The following is a 17,717-nucleotide window of genomic DNA, read 5'->3' as shown; positions in this document are numbered from 1 at the left end:
GCCATGCTGAAGACCTACACCTATCCGAGATATGACTATCGCGTTGCGCCGGAGATCGCCGGTGGCAGGTCGGCGAAGGTTCCCGTCGTCGTCGTCGGCGCCGGCCCTGTCGGCCTTGCCATGGCCCTGGATCTGGACTTGCAGGGCGTTCCGGTGCTGCTGCTGGACGAGGACGACACGGTTTCGATCGGCTCGCGCGGCGTCTGCTACGCCAAGCGCGCGCTGGAAATCCTCGATCGTTACGGCGTCGGCGACGCCGTATGCGCCAAGGGCGTTTCGTGGAACGTCGGCCGCACCTTTTTCCGCGAGAGCGAGGTCTACAACTTCAACCTCGTTCCCGAGCCCGACCACCATCGGCCGGGCATGGTGAACCTGCAACAGTACTACCTGGAGGAATACCTGGTGGCGCGTGCCGCCACGCGTCGCGGCATCGACCTGCGCTGGAAGAACAAGGTTGTTTCGGTGACGCAGTCCGCGACGGGCGTCACGCTGACAGTCGAGACCCCGGACGGTATGTATGCGGTCGAAGCGGATTGGCTGATCGCCGCCGATGGCGCGCGCAGCCCGATCCGGCGCATGCTCGGCCTGGAAGTCGAAGGCAAGATCTTCATGGATCGCTTCCTGATCGCCGACGTGGTGATGAAGGCCGACTTTCCCGCCGAGCGCTGGTTCTGGTTCGACCCGCCCTTCCACCCCAACCAGTCCGTGCTGTTGCACAAGCAGACCGACAGCGTGTTCCGCATCGATTTCCAGCTTGGTTGGGATACCGACCCGGAAGAGGAAAAGAAGCCGGAGAACGTGATACCGCGCATCAAGGCCATGCTGGGTGACGAGCGCGAGTTCGAACTGGAATGGGTCAGTGTCTATACCTTCCAGTGCCGGCGCATGGGCCGCTTCAACCACGGTCGCGTGCTATTCGTCGGCGACGCCGCCCACCAGGTTTCGCCGTTCGGCGCGCGCGGGGCCAACTCGGGCCTGCAGGATGCCGACAACCTCGGCTGGAAACTCAAACTCGTCCTCGATGGCAAGGCCACCGAACGGCTGCTCGACAGCTACAGCGAAGAGCGTGTTTACGCAGCCGACGAGAATCTGATGAACTCGACGCGCTCCACCGATTTCATCACGCCCAAGAGCCGCGCCAGCCGGGCCTTTCGCAATGCGATCCTGAGCCTCGCCAGGGACCACGTCTTCGGCCGCAGCCTGGTGAATTCGGGACGCTTGTCGGTGCCGTCCTTCCTGGTCGATTCCAGCCTGAACACGCCCGACGAGGATGCTTTCACCGGGCGGATGCTGCCGGGTGCGCCAATGGACGACGCACCGGTGGAAAAGGACGGCGCACCTGGCTGGCTGCTGCAAAGCGCCGGCAATCGCTTCCAACTGATGGTCTTCGTCGATGAGCCGGCCACCGCCGACACCACCGCCTTGTCTCAGCTCACGACCGACGGCATTCCGGTCGAGCCGCTGCTGATATCGCGAGTTGCCGCAACTGCCTGTGCCCTGCCCCTTGTGCATGACGTTCGTGGCATTGCTGCCCAACGCTATGATACCAAACCCGGCAGCGTGTACCTGATCCGCCCGGACCAGCATGTGGCAGCGCGCTGGCGCCGCTTCGATGCCGCGAAGATTCTTGCCGCCGTCGCCCGCGCGACGTGCCGACAGTGAAGGAGACTGCCATGGCCCTGAACCTGAACCCGAATTTTTCCGAAGCCGGCAAGCGCTATTTCAGCGCCTATTCACCCGGCGACGATTTCTACGAACTTCTGATCGGTGCACACCGCGATCTGTCCGACGAGCAGTCGGAACTGCTCAACGCCCGCCTGATCCTGTTGCTGGCGAATCACATCGGCGACATCGCGATGCTGCGTGAAGCCCTCGCCATTGCCCGCGAAGGAGTCTGAACTTGAGCACGAACCTGATTCGCAAGGTGCATCACGTCGCCTACCGCTGCAAGGACGCCAAGCAAACCGTGGAGTGGTACGGCAGGCATCTCGGCATGAAGTTCATCCTCGCCATCGCCGAGGACGCCGTGCCCTCGACCGGCGAGGCCGATCCCTACATGCATGTCTTCCTCGATGCCGGCGGCGGCAACATCCTCGCCTTCTTCGAGCTGCCGACGCGGCCGGAGATGGGCCGCGACCCCAACACGCCGGCCTGGACCCAGCATCTGGCGCTGGAGGTCGGCAGCATGGAAGAACTGCTGGCGGCAAAGGCGCGGCTCGAAGCCGACGGCATAGAGGTGGTCGGACCGACCGACCATGCGCTGTTCCAGTCGATCTACTTCTTCGATCCGAGCGGCCACCGGCTGGAACTGGCCTGCAACACCCATACGCCGGAAATGATGAGGCGGCTCGACGAAGCGAAATGGGACATGATCAACGAGTGGGCGGTGACGAAGAAGGCGCCGCAGCACGCGCGCTGGATGCACGACGGCAGCTACAAGACCTGGGGCCGGCAATGAAGCTGGCGACCCTCAAGCGCGGCGGACGCGACGGCACGCTGGCGGTGGTCAGCCGCGACCTGGCGCGCTGCCAGGCCGTGGCCGACATCGCGACCACGCTGCAGCAGGCACTGGACGATTGGGAGGCGACGGCGCCGCAACTGGCGGCCGTGTATGAGGCCCTCAACCACGGCGCCGCGCGCCACGCCGAGCCCTTCGACCCGCGCCAGTGCGCCAGCCCCCTGCCGCGCGCCTACCAGTGGGCCGACGGCTCGGCCTACGTCAATCACGTCGAACTGGTGCGCAAGGCGCGCGGTGCCGAATTGCCCCCCGAGTTCTGGACCGATCCGCTGATGTACCAGGGCGGCTCGGACAGCTTCGCCGGACCCTGCGATCCGATCCTGGCCCGCGACGAAGCCTGGGGCATCGATTTCGAGGCCGAGGTGGCGGTGATCAGCGGCGACGTGCCGATGGGCGCGACCGCGGAACAATGTGCCGAGCAGATACGCCTGCTGATGCTGGTAAACGATGTCAGCCTGCGCAATTTGATTCCCGGCGAACTGGCCAAGGGCTTCGGTTTCCTCCAGTCCAAACCTGCCACGGCCTTTTCGCCGGTGGCGGTGACGCCGGAAGAACTTGGGGATGCCTGGTGCGACGGGAAGGTCCATTTGCCGCTGGCCGTCGCGCTCAATAACAAGCCCTTCGGCAAACCCGATGCCGGCATGGACATGATCTTCAACTTTGCCCAATTGATGGCGCATCTGGCTAAGACGCGCGAGCTCGAAGCGGGCTCGATCGTCGGTTCCGGCACGGTGTCGAACAAGCAAGGCGGGCTTTTCGGTTCGTCGATTGCCAACGGCGGTGTCGGCTATTGCTGCTTGGCCGAGGTTCGCATGTACGAAACCATCGAAGCGGGCAAGCCGAAAACCCCTTTCATGCGCTTTGGGGACAGTGTCAGGATTGAAATGCTCGACGGCAATGGCGCCAGCATATTCGGTGCGATAGAACAGCGAGTGGAACGCTACGTGACGACCTGACCGGCGTCGTTCTTCTGGATCTCGGCCAGCAACAGGATTTCCTCGGCCACGGATTGCGGAAACCCGGCGCGGGCACCATCGCGGTTGTCCTCCAGCAGGCGCCGCAGGTAGGGGATGCATTCCTCCGGACGGGACCAGATTGATTGGATGTGCTCGGCTACCCGGGAGAAGTTCTCCAGCGTCGATACCTCGCGGCGTCCGCTGGCGCCCCAGTCTTCGGCCTGGATGTTGAAGTTCTTGCGCAGATTCTCGGCGGTCGCCATGAACTCCTCGTGCAGCCCCCGCTTGCGGTAGATGCCCAGCAGCTTGAGCATGTGGTAGACGGCATGGCGCGGGTTCGCTTCGGTGTATTCGACCAGCGCTTGCGCCGCGCCCTGTTCCAGCCCCATCGATAGCATGATTTCGGCCAGATGCAGGGTCGGTTCCAGGTTCCTGTCGGAAGCAAGCGTCGGGGTGGCCGGTGCTACCCGCCTGGCTGCGACTGGAGGCTCTTCGACGATGGTCCCCGGATCGGCTTCCTCGAGGACGAAATCGATGGTCGGCGAAGCCGTATCCGGCGTCGGCCGCCCGACGAGCGGAGCCTGTTCGTCCTTGGCAGGGTCCGAGGCACCAGGTGCCACTTCCGGCGGCGCCGAAAGTATGACCGTCGCCTCCATGTCGGTGATGGCCGGTGGCGTCTTGACTGTGACGTTCCGAGGCAAAGTCGGCGCCGGGGACGGTACTGCAACTGGCTCGGCGACCTGCCTACCGGCTTGGCCGGCCGCCGCCGTGGCAGCGCGCATCGCGGCTTCGACGCGCGCGCCATCCTCGTTTTCGGCCGCCTGTGCATTCGCATTGCGGATCCTGCGCCGACCGTACCACCAGGTCGTCACCAGCGTCAGCGCCGCGATGCCGGCTGCGACCAGGCGCCAGTCGGACTCGCTCTCAGGTTCGATGGCGGTGGCCACCACGACTGGCGGTGCTGCGCGCTTTTCTTTCGTCAGGTTGCGGACCAGATCGTTGACCGTCGCGATACTGGCCTCCATGCCGCGCAGCTTGTCGGAGATTTCCTGCAGGCGACGGGATTCGTCGACACTGCTCAATGCCGTGCGCCACTCGATGCGCAGCACCGAGCGTTCATCGTCGGATACCTTGCCCAGCCGTTCCAGTTGCAGGGTCTCGGAGCGTCTGAGTTCGGCGGGAGGGGCAGCTGCCAGCGACAGCCCCGGCGCCAGGAACAGCAGCAACGCGGCGCGGCCGATACGCCTTCCGCAAGTGGTCAAAATGGTGGACAGAGAGGTCCGCATCGGGTTCCGAAAGGCGCTGAAGTGCTGCTATTCTAGTACCAGTGATTGCGGCACGCTCGGCTGGAGAAGGCTCCGGCAACCCCTCCAATCAACTGTTCCCGGAATATCCATGAAGCTATACAGCTACTTTCGCAGCTCGGCGAGTTTCCGCGTGCGTATTGCCCTGTCATTGAAGGGACTGGACTACGACTATGTTCCCGTCCACCTCCTGAAGGATGGCGGCCAGCAGTTCGGCGACGAATACAAGGCCTTGAACCCGGCAGCGCTGGTACCCGTGTTGCGGGACGACGATGGACGCGTGCTGACGCAATCGCTGGCCATCATCGAATACCTCGAGGAAACCCGACCGCATCCCCCGCTGCTGCCGGCCGATGCCACCGGCCGTGCGCGGGTTCGTTCGATTGCCCTGTCGATCGCCTGCGAGATACACCCGCTCAACAATCTGCGCGTCCTCGGCTATCTGACCAAAACCCTGGCCGTGGCGGAGGAGCAAAAAAATTCCTGGTATCGGCACTGGGTCGAAACCGGACTGGAAGCGGTGGAGGCGATGCTGGCGGGCGATGCACGCACCGGAAGCTATTGCCATGGCGATACGCCGACCATGGCAGACGTTCTGCTGGTGCCGCAAATCTTCAATGCGCAGCGCTTCAATTGCCGGCTTGACCACGTGCCGACCGTGATGCGCATTCATCAACAGTGCCTGACACTACCGGCCTTCGCCAGTTCGGTACCGGCGGTACAGCCTGACGCGGAGTAAGGAAGCTCAGGCGTCCTTCAGTCGTCCGGAAAATACCTTGCGCAGCTTGGCGGCCTTGGGCGCGACGACGGCCTGGCAATAGCCTTGCAGAGGATTGTTGGCGTAGTAGTTCTGGTGGTAATCCTCGGCACGCCAGAAAGTCGGCGCTGGCGATACGGCGGTGACGATGGTGTTGGGCCAGATATTCTGTCCCGCCAGCTCGGAAATCAGGTCGCGGGCGATTCTTTCCTGTTCCGCGTCATGGGTAAAGATCACCGAGCGGTACTGGGTACCGACATCGTTGCCCTGGCGATCCAGGGTGGTCGGGTCGTGGATGGCGAAGAAGGCCATCAGCAGCGTGCGGTAGTCGATCACGGCGGGATCGAAGTGGACCTCGACCACCTCGGCATGCCCCGTTTCACCGCCGCAGACACTGCGATAGTCCGGGTCCGGCATGGCGCCGCCGGCGTAGCCGGAGACGACGCTTTCGACGCCCCGGAGCTGTAGTAGTGCGGCTTCCAGGCACCAGAAGCAGCCGCCGCCCAAGGTGGCAACTGAGGTGGCAACTGAGGTGGCAACGGCGGTGGCTACCGATTGGGTCTTGGGTGTGTTCATTCGAATCTCCCGCAGCGCAGCGCAACAGGCCAGATTATGGACTTCCCGTCATTCGGTCGGGGCCAAATCGCAAGCAGGCGTTCGCCAAGTTCGATGCAGGGATCGCTTCCCTTCTCCTTCATGTAGCGCTGGGTGGCCGACCAGGTGCGCAGGTAGGCGAGCAGGTCCTCCAGCGTCCATTCCAGGCGGATCTCGAAATCCGGGGTGGCGATGTCGGCAAAGGGGAACGGCATGTCGCGGTAGGCCAGGTCGACCCAGCGTCGTTCCGGCGGCCACCAGGGGCCGACCGTGTTGCGGTAGAAATCCTCGACGATCGAGTTCAACGCCGGTTCGCCGCGCAGCAAGGTGTAGGTCCAGGCGGCGAATACCCCGCCCGGCTTGAGCACCCGGCGGACTTCGGCATAGAACGGGTCGCCGCAGAACCAGTGCAAGGCTTGCGCCACGGTGACCAGGTCGCAACTGCGCTCGGGCAGGCCGCTGACCTCGGCCGGCGCCGCACGGTAGTCGATGCGCGGATCCGGCGCGGCCTGGGCGATCTGCTGGGCCGACAGGTCCGTGGCATGGATGTGGCGGAAGTGTTCCGCCAGTGCCCGCGCGGCCTGGCCGTTGCCGGTGCCGCAATCCCAGGCCAGGTCTGTCTTCGCGCACTGCCGCGCCAGCCAGACGAAGAGTTCCGGGGGATAGAAGGGGCGGGCCTTGGCGTAACCCGCAGCGTGGCCGGAAAAATGGTCCGCGGCCAGAGCCTCAGACCCTTTCGATGATCATCGCGATGCCCTGGCCGACGCCGATGCACATGGTGCACAGCGCATAGCGGCCGCCCGTTCGCTGCAACTGATAGGTGGCGGTGGTCACCAGGCGCGCGCCGCTCATTCCCAGCGGATGGCCGATGGCGATGGCGCCGCCGTTGGGATTGACGCGGGCATCATCGTCGGCCAGGCCCAGGTCGCGGGTGACAGCGAGGCCTTGCGCGGCAAAAGCCTCGTTGAGTTCGATGACGTCCATCTGGTCGAGTCGGAGTCCGGTCTGTGCCAGCAGCTTCCTGACCGCCGGCGCCGGGCCGAAGCCCATGATGCGCGGTGCCACGCCGGCCGTGGCCATCGCCACGACGCGCGCCCGCGGCGTCAGGCCGTGGATCTTCGCGGCGGCTTCGGAAGCGATCAGCAGCGCGCAGGCGCCGTCGTTGACACCCGAGGCGTTGCCGGCCGTGACCGTCAGTTCGGGACCGTTGATGCCCTTCAGCTTGGCCAGTTGTTCCAGCGTGGTGTCGGTGCGCGGATGCTCGTCGGTATCGAATATCCTCGGGTCGCCTTTCTTCTGCGCGATTTCGACAGGCTCGATTTCGCTCTTGAACAATCCGGCGGCGTTGGCCGCTCCCCAGCGTTGCTGCGAACGCAAGGCGAAGGCATCCTGCGCGGCGCGACCGATCTTGAATTCGGCGGCGACATTGTCGGCGGTCTCGGGCATCGAATCGATGCCGTACTGCGCCTTCATCAGCTTGTTCACGAAACGCCAGCCGATGGTCGTGTCGTACACGGCGTTGCTGCGCGAGAAGGCGCTCTCGGCCTTGGGCATGACGAAGGGCGCGCGGCTCATGCTCTCTACTCCGCCGGCGATCATCAGCGCCGTTTCGCCCGCCTTGATCGCGCGGGCCGCCGTGCCGACGGCATCCATGCCGGAGCCGCACAAGCGATTGACGGTCGAACCGGGAACCGCCACCGGCAGTCCGCCAAGAAGTGCCGCCATGCGCGCGACGTTGCGGTTGTCCTCGCCGGCCTGGTTGGCGCAGCCGTAGATCACGTCCTCCACCTGTTCCCAGTCGACAGCGGGATTGCGTTTCATCAGCGCCTTGATCGGCAGGGCCGCCAGGTCATCGGTGCGGATGCCGGCGAGCGTGCCGCCATAACGGCCGATGGGGGTGCGGATCGCGTCGCAGATGAATGCCTGTTCACTCATGTCGTGGTGCCCTCTTCAAAAAAATGCCCCTTGATGCGGGTGGAGCGGCCGCGGAAGATGGCAATCGTCTTGCCGACCTGGTTCGTGACCTCGATGTCGTAGATGCCGCTGCGGCCGCCCTGGTGGCGCGCGCTGCCGACGGCCGTCAGTGTATCGCCGAGATGGGCGGGCGCCACGAAATTGATGTCCACGCCCGCGGCTACCGCCTTGTGGTTGAAACTGTTGCAGGCGTATGCGAAATTGGTATCGGCGAGGGCGAAAATGAATCCGCCGTGACAGATGCCGTGGCCGTTGACCATGTCCTGGCGCACCCTCATCGTGACGGTGGCGCCGCCCGGTGTGGTGCTCGTGATGACGATGCCCAGTCCCTGGGCGGCATGGTCGTCCGGCCACATGATGGCGGTGCAGCGCTCGGCGACTTGCTGGGGTGTCAGTGTCATTGATTACTTTCCGGTGAATGAGGGGCTGCGCTTTTCCATGAAGGCGGCGACGCCTTCGCGATAGTCGGGCCCGAAGCCCAGTTCGCGCTGGCAGTCGCGTTCGAGGTCGAGCTGTTGTTCCAGCGTGTTGCCGCCGCTGGCGTAGATGGCCTGCTTGGTGCGCGCCAGGCCTTTGGTCGGCGCGGTGCTGAAATGCACTGCGAGCCGCTCTGCGTCGGCCATCAGCTTGTCGTCATCTAGGCACTTCCAGATCAGGCCCCAGCTTTCAGCCTGCTCGGCGGAGAGCTTGTCGCCGAGCATGGCCAAGCCCATGGCACGCGCGTTGCCGACCAAGCGCGGCAGCGCCCAGGTGCCGCCGGCGTCGGGCACCAGGCCCAGCTTGCAGAAAGCCTGGATGAAGCTCGCCGAACGTGCCGCCAGTACGATGTCGCAGGCCAGCGCAATGCTCGCGCCGGCGCCAGCGGCGACGCCATTCACGGCGCAGATGACCGGCATCTCGAGCGCACGCAGGCTGAGGATCAGCGGCCGGTAGTAGGTCTCTATCGTGTAGCCAAGATCGACCGGAGCGGCATCCGCCGACACATTGCGGTCGGCCAGATCCTGTCCGGCGCAGAAGCCGCGCCCGGCCCCGGTCAGCAGCAGGGCGCGGGCGCCGCCCTCGCGGGTACGCGCGATGGCCTCGCGCAGCTCCATGTGCATGTCGACGTTGAAGCTGTTGAGCCGGTCGGGGCGGTTCAGGGTGATGCGCGCGATGCCGGACTCGAGCGAAAACAGGATGTGCTGGTAGGTCATGGTCTGGGCTCCGGGGGAAGGACTATGGCTTCGACTATTCTTGTCGGCGTCGTATCGTTGGCGCAAGGCCTGTTGCCGCGCTAACCTAACACGACTAAGGATGGCAGAAACGGCTGTGGATCGATTGCGACACAGAAGCGTGGATTATTTTAGAACGAAAATGTATCATATCGCACTGTCCCTGCGGAGCATTCACCCATGAAAGTCTATGCAATCGACGGCATCGTGCCGGTGGTCGATCCGTCGGCCTATGTGCATCCGTCCGCGGTGCTGATCGGCGACGTGCACATTGGTCCGCGCGCCTACATCGGTCCCTGTGCCAGCCTGCGCGGCGACTTCGGTCGCCTGTTCATCGGTCCCGGCGCCAATGTGCAGGACTGCTGTGTAATGCACGGCTTTCCCGGCAGCGATACCATCATCGAGGAGGACGGCCACATCGGTCATGGCGCCATCCTGCATGGCTGCATCGTGCGCAAGAACGGCATGGTTGGCATGAACGCCGTGGTGATGGACAAGGCCGTCGTCGGCGAATCGGCGATCGTCGCGGCGCAGAGCTTCGTCAAGGCGGGTCTCGAAATTCCCCCGCGCATGCTGGCCGGAGGAGTGCCGGCCAAGGTGATGCGCGAACTCACCGATGTCGAAATGAACTGGAAGGTCGATGGCACCAGCGTTTACCACGATCTCGTCCGGCGCTGCCACGGCACGATGCAGCAAGTCGAAGCCCTAGCGGTCGCGGAACCCGACCGCAAGCGCCTGCAACTGCCGGACCTCAAGACCCTGCAGGAGACCCGGCGCGGCGGCTGAGCCGAAGGCAATACAAGAGTCGGCGCTGGCGCTACGGCGACTTCAGCGTCGTTTGCGCCACCGCGTACTCCCAGCGCTGCATCAACTCGTCGGCGCGATCGCGCGACAGGGTCGGATGGAAGGTCCGGTCCACCTGCCAGTGCGCCGCCAGTTCGTCGAGCCCGGAAAAAATCCCGCAGGCCAGTCCGGCCAGGTAGGCGGCCCCCAGCGCCGTGGTTTCGATGACTTTCGGTCGCACCACCGGAATACCCAGCAAGTCCGCCTGAAACTGCATCAGCAGGTTGTTCACGCAGGCGCCGCCATCGACGCGAAGTTCGGCGACGCTGCCAGTGCCATTCATGTCGCGGCGCATTGCCTGCAGCAGGGAGGCACTCTGGAAAGCGATGCTTTCAAGCGCCGCGCGGGCGATGTGCGCAACGCTGCTGCCCCGGCTCAGGCCGAGGATGGCGCCGCGTGCATCCGGCTGCCAGTACGGCGCGCCGAGGCCCGTGAACGCCGGCACGAAAATAATGCCGCCGCTGTCGGGCACGCTGCTCGCCAGCGCCTCGATGTCGCCGCTGCTGCGGATCGCCTGCAGGCCGTCGCGCAGCCATTGCACCACCGCTCCGCCGATGAAGACGCTGCCTTCGAGGGCGAACTGCGGCGTCGTCGAAACCTGCGCGGCGCTGGTCGATATCAGGCCGTTGCTGCTGGTCAGGCACCGGTCACCCGTGTGCATCAGCATGAAACAGCCGGTGCCGTAGGTGTTCTTGGCCAGTCCCGGGGCATGGCAGGCCTGTCCGAACAGCGCGCTTTGCTGGTCGCCGGCGATTCCACCGATCGGTATGGCCGAGCCGAACGCGGCGTTCGTGGTGTGGCCAAAGCGGTGGCTGGAGGGATGCACCGCGGGCAGCAGGGCGCGCGGGATATCGAACAGTTCCAGCAGCTCGTCGTCCCAGCAATTGCGGTGGATGTCGAACAGCATGGTGCGCCCGGCGTTGCTGACATCCGTGGCGTGGACGGCGCCGCCCGTCAGTTGCCACAGCAGCCAGGTGTCGATGGTGCCGAAGGCAAGTTCGCCGCGGCGCGCCGCAGCCCGTGCACCGGAGATGTTGTCCAGCATCCAGGCCAGCTTGGTCGCGGAAAAATAGGCATCGATCACCAGTCCGGTCGTTGCACGCAGCTTTTCCGCCAGGCCGCGCGCGACAAGCTCGGCACAGGCCGGCGCGGTGCGACGATCCTGCCAGACGATGGCGTTGCCCAGTGGGGCACCACTGCGGCGATTCCAGACTACGGTAGTTTCGCGCTGGTTGGTGATGCCGATGGCGGCGACCTCGGCTGCATTGATGCCTGCACTGGCCAGGGCCTCGTGCGCCGTCGCCAATTGTGTTTTCCAGATATCCAGCGGATCGTGTTCGACCCAACCGGGCTGGGGAAATATCTGGCGGAACTCCCGTTGCGACTGGACGACGACCCGGCCGCGGGTATCGAACACGATGCTGCGCGAACTGGACGTGCCCTGATCAAGGGCGAGGAGGTAGCGGGAACGGTTCATCGCGGATGGGGACGGGCAGGAAGCGGATGTCCGACATTAAACCCGGGGCCGTTACCGCGTCAATTTTCGGGCGTCGGCACGGTGAGTAGCAGTCTTTTGTAAGCTTCGATTAAGTGTGCTTATGTTAGTATTCCGCGCCGCAACAATGGCGCCATGGCACGTCCCGATGCCCTTGCGACGACATCAGGCTTTTGAGTCCCCCCACCGGCGATACTGCCGACCCTGCGACAACAAGATCGGCAACCGCAACGGCCGCTTGATGCCGGCTTCAGATCAACGCAGCACCTACAACGAGGAAGACGCATGAAGATCCACGAATATCAGGGCAAGGAAATCCTGAAAAAATTCGGCGTGACGGTTCCGCGCGGCATCCCCTGCTTTTCCGTCGACGAGGCGGTCAAGGCAGCGGAAACGCTGGGCGGCAAGGTCTGGGTAGTCAAAGCCCAGATCCACGCCGGCGGGCGCGGCAAGGGCGGTGGCGTGAAAGTGGCCAAGTCGATGGACGACGTGAAGACCTGCGCCGGCCAGATCCTCGGCATGCAGTTGAAGACGCACCAGACCGGTCCGGAAGGCCAGAAGGTGAATCGTCTCCTGGTCGAGGAAGGCGCCGACATCAAGAAGGAGTACTACGTTGCTGCCCTGACCGACCGCGCCACGCAGAAGGTGGCCATGATGGCGTCCTCGGAAGGTGGCATGGACATCGAGGAAGTGGCGCACAAGACGCCCGAGAAGATCATCAAGGTGTTCGTGGACCCCGCCGCCGGCCTCACCGACGCGCAAGCGAACGAACTGGCCAACGGCATCGGGGTTCCTGCCGGTTCGATGGCACAGGCCGTGGATACGCTGAAAAAGCTCTACACCTGCTACATGGAAACCGATGCCTCGCTTGCGGAAATCAACCCGCTGATCCTCGAAGGCAATGGCAACATCAAGGCGCTTGACGCCAAGTTCAACTTCGATTCCAACGCGCTGTATCGCCACCCCGAGATCGTCGCTTATCGCGACCTCGACGAAGAGGATGCCGACGAGATCGAGGCCTCCAAATTCGACCTCGCCTATATCAGCCTCGACGGCAACATCGGCTGCCTGGTGAATGGCGCCGGCCTGGCCATGGCGACCATGGACACCATCAAGCTGTTCGGCGCCGAGCCGGCCAACTTCCTCGACGTCGGTGGCGGTGCGACGACCGAGAAGGTCACCGAAGCCTTCAAGATCATGCTCAAGAACCCGAAAGTCAAAGGCATTTTGGTTAACATTTTCGGCGGCATCATGAAGTGCGACACCATCGCCGAAGGCGTCGTCGCTGCGGCCAGGGAAACCCACCTCAGCGTGCCGCTGGTGGTGCGCATGAAGGGCACCAACGAAGACCTCGGCAAGAAGATCCTCAAGGAATCCGGCCTGCCGATCATTTCCGCCGACTCCATGGCCGAGGCCGCGACGAAGATCGTCGCCGCCGTCAAGTAAGGAACCACCATGTCCATCTTCATCAACAAAGACACCAAGGTCATTACCCAGGGCATCACCGGCAAGACCGGTCAGTTCCACACGGAAAAGTGCCAGGAATACGCCAACGGCAAGAACTGCTTCGTTGCCGGCGTCAATCCGAAGAAGGCTGGCGAGAAGATTTTCGACATCCCGATCTTCGGTTCGGTCAAGGAAGCCAGGGCCCAGACCGGCGCCACGGTTTCCGTGATCTACGTGCCGCCGGCGGGCGCCGCCGACGCGATCTGGGAAGCCTGCGAGGCCGACCTCGACCTGGCCATCTGCATCACCGAAGGCATCCCCGTGCGTGACATGCTGGTGGTGCGCAACAAGATGAAGGCCAAGGAGGCGGCCGGCGGCAAGAAAACCCTGCTGCTCGGCCCCAACTGCCCCGGCCTGATCACGCCGGACGAAATCAAGATCGGCATCATGCCCGGCCACATCCACCGCAAGGGCCGCATCGGCGTCGTGTCGCGTTCCGGAACGCTGACCTATGAAGCCGTGGCGCAGTTGACCGAAATCGGCCTCGGCCAATCGTCCGCGGTGGGAATCGGCGGCGATCCGATCAACGGCCTCAAGCACATCGACGTCATGCGTGCCTTCAACGACGACCCCGACACCGACGCGGTGATCATGATCGGCGAAATCGGCGGTCCCGACGAAGCCGAAGCGGCGGTCTGGTGCAAGGCCAATATGAAGAAGCCCATCGTCGGCTTCATTGCCGGCGTCACCGCCCCGGCCGGAAAGCGCATGGGCCACGCCGGCGCGCTGATCTCCGGCGGCGCCGACACGGCCGATGCAAAGCTTGCGATCATGGAAGAGTGCGGTTTCACCGTGACGCGCAATCCTTCGGAAATGGCCAAGCTGCTCAAGGCATTGCTGAAATAGGAAAGTCGGTGCCGGCGACACGGCGACCGCTGGATATCCCGTTCCCGATTCACGGGTAACGGGAAAGAAAAGCCGCTCCGGCTCGAACCGGAGCGGCTTTTTTACGCATACAATCGATACAAAACCTGCCTGAAATGTACGAATGTCATGAAATCGATTGACGTACTTGATGCGGGACTGTAAGAATTCGACTTATTGTCCTGTTTTAATAAGGGCTCTTGCACAGGGTAACGACCGATGAAGAAGGCAGACTTCTGGAAGAGTGACTGGTTCTTCGGTGTGGTGGTCAGCATCGTCGTGCTGATCTTCGGGAATGGGGATCTCCTGCAGGGTCTGGAACGAAAAGCCTATGACATGGGTGTCGCGGCGGCCTCGCGCACGCCCTCGGACAAGGTGGCAATCATTGCCATCGACAAGCCCAGCCTCGACAACATCGGCCGCTGGCCGTGGTCGCGGGAAATCATGGCGGACATGGTGGACAAGCTAGCCGCCGCCAAGGCCAAGGTAATCGCCACCACGGTGTTCTACTCCGAACCGCAGCGCGACCAGGGCTTGGGATATATCAACAAGTTGATCGAAACCTGCGGCGTGACCATCCCGATGCAGGGCGCCGCGCCCGTTGCGACGCCAGCAAGCGGTCAGGCGCCGACGCCCGCACCCGAACCGGCGGCTGCACCGGCTCCCTCGTCCTGTCCGCAGATTGAATCGATATTGCTCGAAGCCGACCAGAAGCTGAATACCGATCGCCGTTTGGCGGACGCCTTCGCCAAGTCCGGCAACGTGGCGGTGCCGATGCTGTTCGTGCTGGGCGAACCGCGTGGCCGGCCGGACAAGGATCTGCCCGACTACATCAAGAAGAACGCGGTAAAGCTTTCCGGTGCCGGCGAAGCGCCACCGTATCCGACGCTCGGCCTTGACGCTGGGGTGATCGAACCGCTGGGCAAGGTCGCGACGGCGATCGGCCACCTCAACGTGACGCCCGACGTGGATGGTGCGATCCGGACCGAGCCGCTGGTCCTGTCGTATTTCGACCAGGCCTATCCGTCCCTCTCGCTGCTCGTCGCGGCGCGCAGCCACAATCTCAACGTAGCTGACATTCAGGTCACGGCGGGCGACTCGGTCAAGCTGGGCAAGCTCAAGATCGGCACCGACATCGACTCGCGCATGCTTACCTTCTTCTACAAGGATCGCGAGGGCGGACAGCCGGCCTTCCAGGTCGATTCCTTCTTCGACGTCAAGAGCGGCAAGATTCCCTACGACAAGTACCGCGACAAGATCGTTCTGATCGGGCCGACCTCGTCGTCGGTGGGCAGCGTATTCGTGACCCCGATCAACCCGACCATGCCGGCGGTGCTGATGCAGGCCCATGCGGTGTCCAGCCTGCTGTCGGAACATTTCTTCGTCGCGCCGACCTGGGGCTTCTGGGTGGAAAAGCTGGTGTTCCTCCTCATTGCTGCCTACCTGATCGCCCTGCTGCCCAAGATCAAGGCCGGACTGGCAGCTGGAATCACCGTCGGCTTGCTGGTAACGCTGGTCGCCCTTCATTTCGCCCTGATGACGACGCAATTGATGTGGTTGCAACTGATGGTTCCGGCCGCACTGCTACTGGTCGGGCACCTGTTGCTGACCGTCAAGCGCTTCGTCGTGACGGAGCGAGGCAAGGAAAAGTCCGATGCCGACTCCGCCGAGTCCAACCGCATGCTTGGCCTGGCCTTTCAGGGGCAGGGGCAACTGGACATGGCGTTCGACAAGTTCCGCAAGTGCCCGAAAGATGACCAAGTCATGGAGAACATCTATAACCTGGCGCTCGATTTCGAACGCAAGCGGCAGTTCAACAAAGCCGAGGCGGCATTCCGCTACATCTTCGATTTCAACCCGAAGTTCCGTGACATCGAATCCCGCGTGAATCGTGCCAAACAGCTCTCCGAGACGGTGATTCTCGGTGGCGGCGGCGGCGGGCGCAGCAACGCGAGCCTGATCGATACCGCCGGCAACGTCGAGAAGCCGATGCTCGGTCGCTACGAGATCGAGAAGGAACTGGGCAAGGGCGCCATGGGCGTTGTCTATCTCGGCCGCGACCCGAAGATCAATCGCGTGGTCGCGATCAAGACCATGGCCCTGTCCCAGGAGTTCGAGGCCGATGAACTGGTCGAGGTCAAGGAGCGCTTCTTCCGCGAAGCGGAAACTGCCGGACGCCTTAACCACGCCAATATCGTCACCATGTTCGATGCCGGCGAAGAGCATGATTTGGCCTACATCGCGATGGAGTTTCTCAAGGGCAAGGACCTGGTGCCCTACTCCAAGGCCGGTAACCTGATGCCGCTGCCCAAGGTCATGAGCATCGTGGCGCGGGTCGCCGATGCCCTCTCCTATGCGCACGAGAACAACGTCGTGCACCGCGACATCAAGCCGGCCAACATCATGTACGAGCCTGAATCGGATCAGGTCAAGGTGACCGACTTCGGCATCGCGCGGATTACCGATTCGTCGAAAACGAAGACCGGCATGGTGCTTGGCACGCCGAGCTACATGTCGCCGGAACAACTGGCGGGCAAGAAGATCGACGGCCGGTCGGACCTGTTCTCGCTCGGCGTGATGCTCTATCAGATGAGTTGCGGCAAGCTGCCGTTCGAAGGCGATTCGATGGCACAACTGATGTTCAGGATCGCAAACGAACCGCATCCCGACGTTCGGACGGTAAGTCCGGATCTTCCGGATTGCGTGGTCGCCATCATCGACAAGGCCCTGACCAAGGATGCCGATGCCCGCTACCAAACGGGTGCAGAGTTTGCGCGCGACATTCGAACCTGCATGGCAATGACCGGCGGCGCGGCGGCGGCGGACGGTTCCGGCGTCGATATCAGTATTTGAGGGCGTGACCATGGACATGAGCACCGTTCTGGAAATTGTCGCCAGCAGCAATCCGGGCATGGTGCGGACCAATAACGAGGATGCCGTCCTCGCCAATCCAGTGCGGGGATTTGCCGTGCTGGCCGATGGCATGGGCGGTTATAACGCGGGCGAGGTGGCCAGCGGCATGGCGACAGCTTTGCTCGGCTCCGAACTGGATAGAGCGTTCCTTGAACGGGAACCCAGCAGCGAGGACGCATCCGGAAAGTCTTGGGCGCAGACCACGCTGGTGGCGGAAATGGCCCGTGTCAATGGCGCCATCTACCAGGCATCGCAAAGCCAGCCGCAGTATGCCGGCATGGGGACCACGCTGGTCGTTGCCGTATTTCACGACAACAAGGTGACGGTTGGCCACATCGGCGACTCGCGCATGTATCGGTTGCGTGGCGAAGATTTCCAGCAGATCACGCGCGACCATTCGCTGCTGCAGGAGCAGATCGATGCCGGCCTGATTACCGCAGAGCAGGCGCGCCATTCGCAAAACAAGAATCTGGTGACGCGCGCCGTCGGTATCGATCCGGAGGTGGCCGCCGAAATCCACGACCATCCGGTGTTGCCGGGCGATGTTTATCTGCTCTGCTCGGACGGCCTCAATGACATGGTTGAGGATGACGAAATCGCGATGACCCTGGGCGCCCTTTCGGCCAACCTGGAGTTGTGCGCGATGCAGTTGATTCAAATGGCCAACGACAATGGTGGCCGTGACAACGTTTCGGTAATACTGGTCAAGGTGAAGGGCGACTATCCGGCGAAGCGAGGCTGGTTGTCCCGTTTCCTGGCCTGGTTCAAGTGACGTGACCTCG

At 63.3% G+C, this 17,717-nt stretch carries 17 protein-coding genes; 10 read left to right on the top strand and 7 right to left on the bottom strand.

The window, feature by feature from the left end; translation table 11 throughout:
• Nucleotides 1-3 precede the first annotated feature (3 nt).
• Genes J0M27_RS01770 through J0M27_RS01755 form a run of 4 tightly spaced genes read left to right on the top strand, consistent with a single transcriptional unit; the run spans nt 4 to nt 3,474 of the window.
• Nucleotides 4-1,662, top strand: coding sequence for an FAD-dependent oxidoreductase (locus tag J0M27_RS01770; RefSeq protein ID WP_294986833.1), 1,659 nt, complete (start codon nt 4-6; stop codon nt 1,660-1,662).
• An 11-nt stretch (nt 1,663-1,673) separates the two neighbouring features.
• Nucleotides 1,674-1,898 (top strand): DUF2783 domain-containing protein, encoded by a 225-nt coding sequence (locus tag J0M27_RS01765; protein ID WP_294986831.1) that lies wholly within the window; start codon nt 1,674-1,676, stop codon nt 1,896-1,898.
• Nucleotides 1,899-1,900: 2 nt separating this feature from the next.
• Nucleotides 1,901-2,458 carry a VOC family protein gene (locus tag J0M27_RS01760; protein WP_294986829.1) on the top strand — a complete coding sequence of 186 codons (558 nt, stop codon included), beginning with the start codon at nt 1,901-1,903 and terminating at the stop codon, nt 2,456-2,458.
• Nucleotides 2,455-3,474, top strand: coding sequence for a fumarylacetoacetate hydrolase family protein (locus J0M27_RS01755; RefSeq protein WP_294986827.1), 1,020 nt, complete (start codon nt 2,455-2,457; stop codon nt 3,472-3,474). Before J0M27_RS01760 ends, J0M27_RS01755 begins: the two co-directional genes overlap by 4 nt.
• Here J0M27_RS01755 and J0M27_RS01750 read toward each other — a convergent pair.
• Nucleotides 3,459-4,760 carry a hypothetical protein gene (locus J0M27_RS01750; protein ID WP_294986825.1) on the bottom strand — a complete coding sequence of 434 codons (1,302 nt, stop codon included), beginning with the start codon at nt 4,758-4,760 and terminating at the stop codon, nt 3,459-3,461. The two genes, J0M27_RS01755 and J0M27_RS01750, sit on opposite strands and share 16 nt — an antisense overlap.
• Before the next feature lie 109 nt (nt 4,761-4,869).
• On the opposite strand from J0M27_RS01750, the gene maiA reads away from it, so the two are divergent.
• Nucleotides 4,870-5,517, top strand: a complete 648-nt coding sequence (maiA, locus tag J0M27_RS01745) for a maleylacetoacetate isomerase (protein WP_294986823.1) — start codon at nt 4,870-4,872, stop codon at nt 5,515-5,517.
• A 6-nt stretch (nt 5,518-5,523) separates the two neighbouring features.
• Here maiA and msrA read toward each other — a convergent pair whose 3' ends face one another.
• The 5 genes from msrA to paaG form a co-directional block, all read right to left on the bottom strand.
• A complete protein-coding gene (gene msrA, locus J0M27_RS01740; RefSeq protein ID WP_294986821.1) occupies nt 5,524-6,111 on the bottom strand; it encodes a peptide-methionine (S)-S-oxide reductase MsrA in 588 nt (195 codons plus the stop codon).
• Nucleotides 6,108-6,743: a class I SAM-dependent methyltransferase gene (locus J0M27_RS01735; RefSeq protein ID WP_294986975.1), complete on the bottom strand. Its 636-nt coding sequence runs from the start codon at nt 6,741-6,743 to the stop codon at nt 6,108-6,110. The genes msrA and J0M27_RS01735 overlap by 4 nt, the downstream gene beginning before the upstream one ends.
• A gap of 112 nt (nt 6,744-6,855) precedes the next feature.
• The gene (pcaF, locus tag J0M27_RS01730; RefSeq protein WP_294986819.1) at nt 6,856-8,064 is read right to left on the bottom strand and encodes a 3-oxoadipyl-CoA thiolase; all 1,209 of its coding nucleotides are present in this window, start codon (nt 8,062-8,064) and stop codon (nt 6,856-6,858) included.
• Complete coding sequence (gene paaI / locus J0M27_RS01725) at nt 8,061-8,504, bottom strand: hydroxyphenylacetyl-CoA thioesterase PaaI (RefSeq protein WP_294986817.1); 444 nt, start codon at nt 8,502-8,504, stop codon at nt 8,061-8,063. Before paaI ends, pcaF begins: the two co-directional genes overlap by 4 nt.
• A gap of 3 nt (nt 8,505-8,507) precedes the next feature.
• On the bottom strand, nt 8,508-9,296 hold the full coding sequence (gene paaG / locus J0M27_RS01720) for a 2-(1,2-epoxy-1,2-dihydrophenyl)acetyl-CoA isomerase PaaG (RefSeq protein WP_294986815.1): 789 nt from the start codon (nt 9,294-9,296) through the stop codon (nt 8,508-8,510).
• A gap of 198 nt (nt 9,297-9,494) precedes the next feature.
• On the opposite strand from paaG, the gene J0M27_RS01715 reads away from it, so the two are divergent.
• Nucleotides 9,495-10,100 (top strand): phenylacetic acid degradation protein PaaY, encoded by a 606-nt coding sequence (locus tag J0M27_RS01715; protein WP_294986813.1) that lies wholly within the window; start codon nt 9,495-9,497, stop codon nt 10,098-10,100.
• A 31-nt stretch (nt 10,101-10,131) separates the two neighbouring features.
• Here the strand turns inward: J0M27_RS01715 and glpK are convergent, their stop codons facing one another.
• Entirely contained in the window at nt 10,132-11,634 is a 1,503-nt protein-coding gene (glpK, locus tag J0M27_RS01710; protein WP_294986811.1) for a glycerol kinase GlpK, read from the bottom strand.
• A 303-nt stretch (nt 11,635-11,937) separates the two neighbouring features.
• On the opposite strand from glpK, the gene sucC reads away from it, so the two are divergent.
• The 4 genes from sucC (at nt 11,938) to J0M27_RS01690 (ending at nt 17,707) form a co-directional block, all read left to right on the top strand.
• Nucleotides 11,938-13,098, top strand: a complete 1,161-nt coding sequence (gene sucC / locus J0M27_RS01705) for an ADP-forming succinate--CoA ligase subunit beta (protein WP_365961956.1) — start codon at nt 11,938-11,940, stop codon at nt 13,096-13,098.
• Between the two features lie 9 nt (nt 13,099-13,107).
• On the top strand, nt 13,108-14,004 hold the full coding sequence (gene sucD / locus J0M27_RS01700; RefSeq protein ID WP_294986809.1) for a succinate--CoA ligase subunit alpha: 897 nt from the start codon (nt 13,108-13,110) through the stop codon (nt 14,002-14,004).
• Between the two features lie 237 nt (nt 14,005-14,241).
• Nucleotides 14,242-16,875 (top strand): serine/threonine-protein kinase, encoded by a 2,634-nt coding sequence (locus tag J0M27_RS01695; protein ID WP_294986808.1) that lies wholly within the window; start codon nt 14,242-14,244, stop codon nt 16,873-16,875.
• Between the two features lie 10 nt (nt 16,876-16,885).
• A complete protein-coding gene (locus J0M27_RS01690; RefSeq protein WP_294986806.1) occupies nt 16,886-17,707 on the top strand; it encodes a Stp1/IreP family PP2C-type Ser/Thr phosphatase in 822 nt (273 codons plus the stop codon).
• Nucleotides 17,708-17,717 lie beyond the last annotated feature (10 nt).

Origin of the sequence: Sulfuritalea sp. (assembly GCF_017302275.1) — a bacterium.
Lineage (GTDB): Bacteria > Pseudomonadota > Gammaproteobacteria > Burkholderiales > Rhodocyclaceae > Sulfuritalea.
The sequence above is the reverse complement of the archived record's forward strand: the minus strand, read 5'-3'. Positions and strand labels throughout refer to the sequence as shown.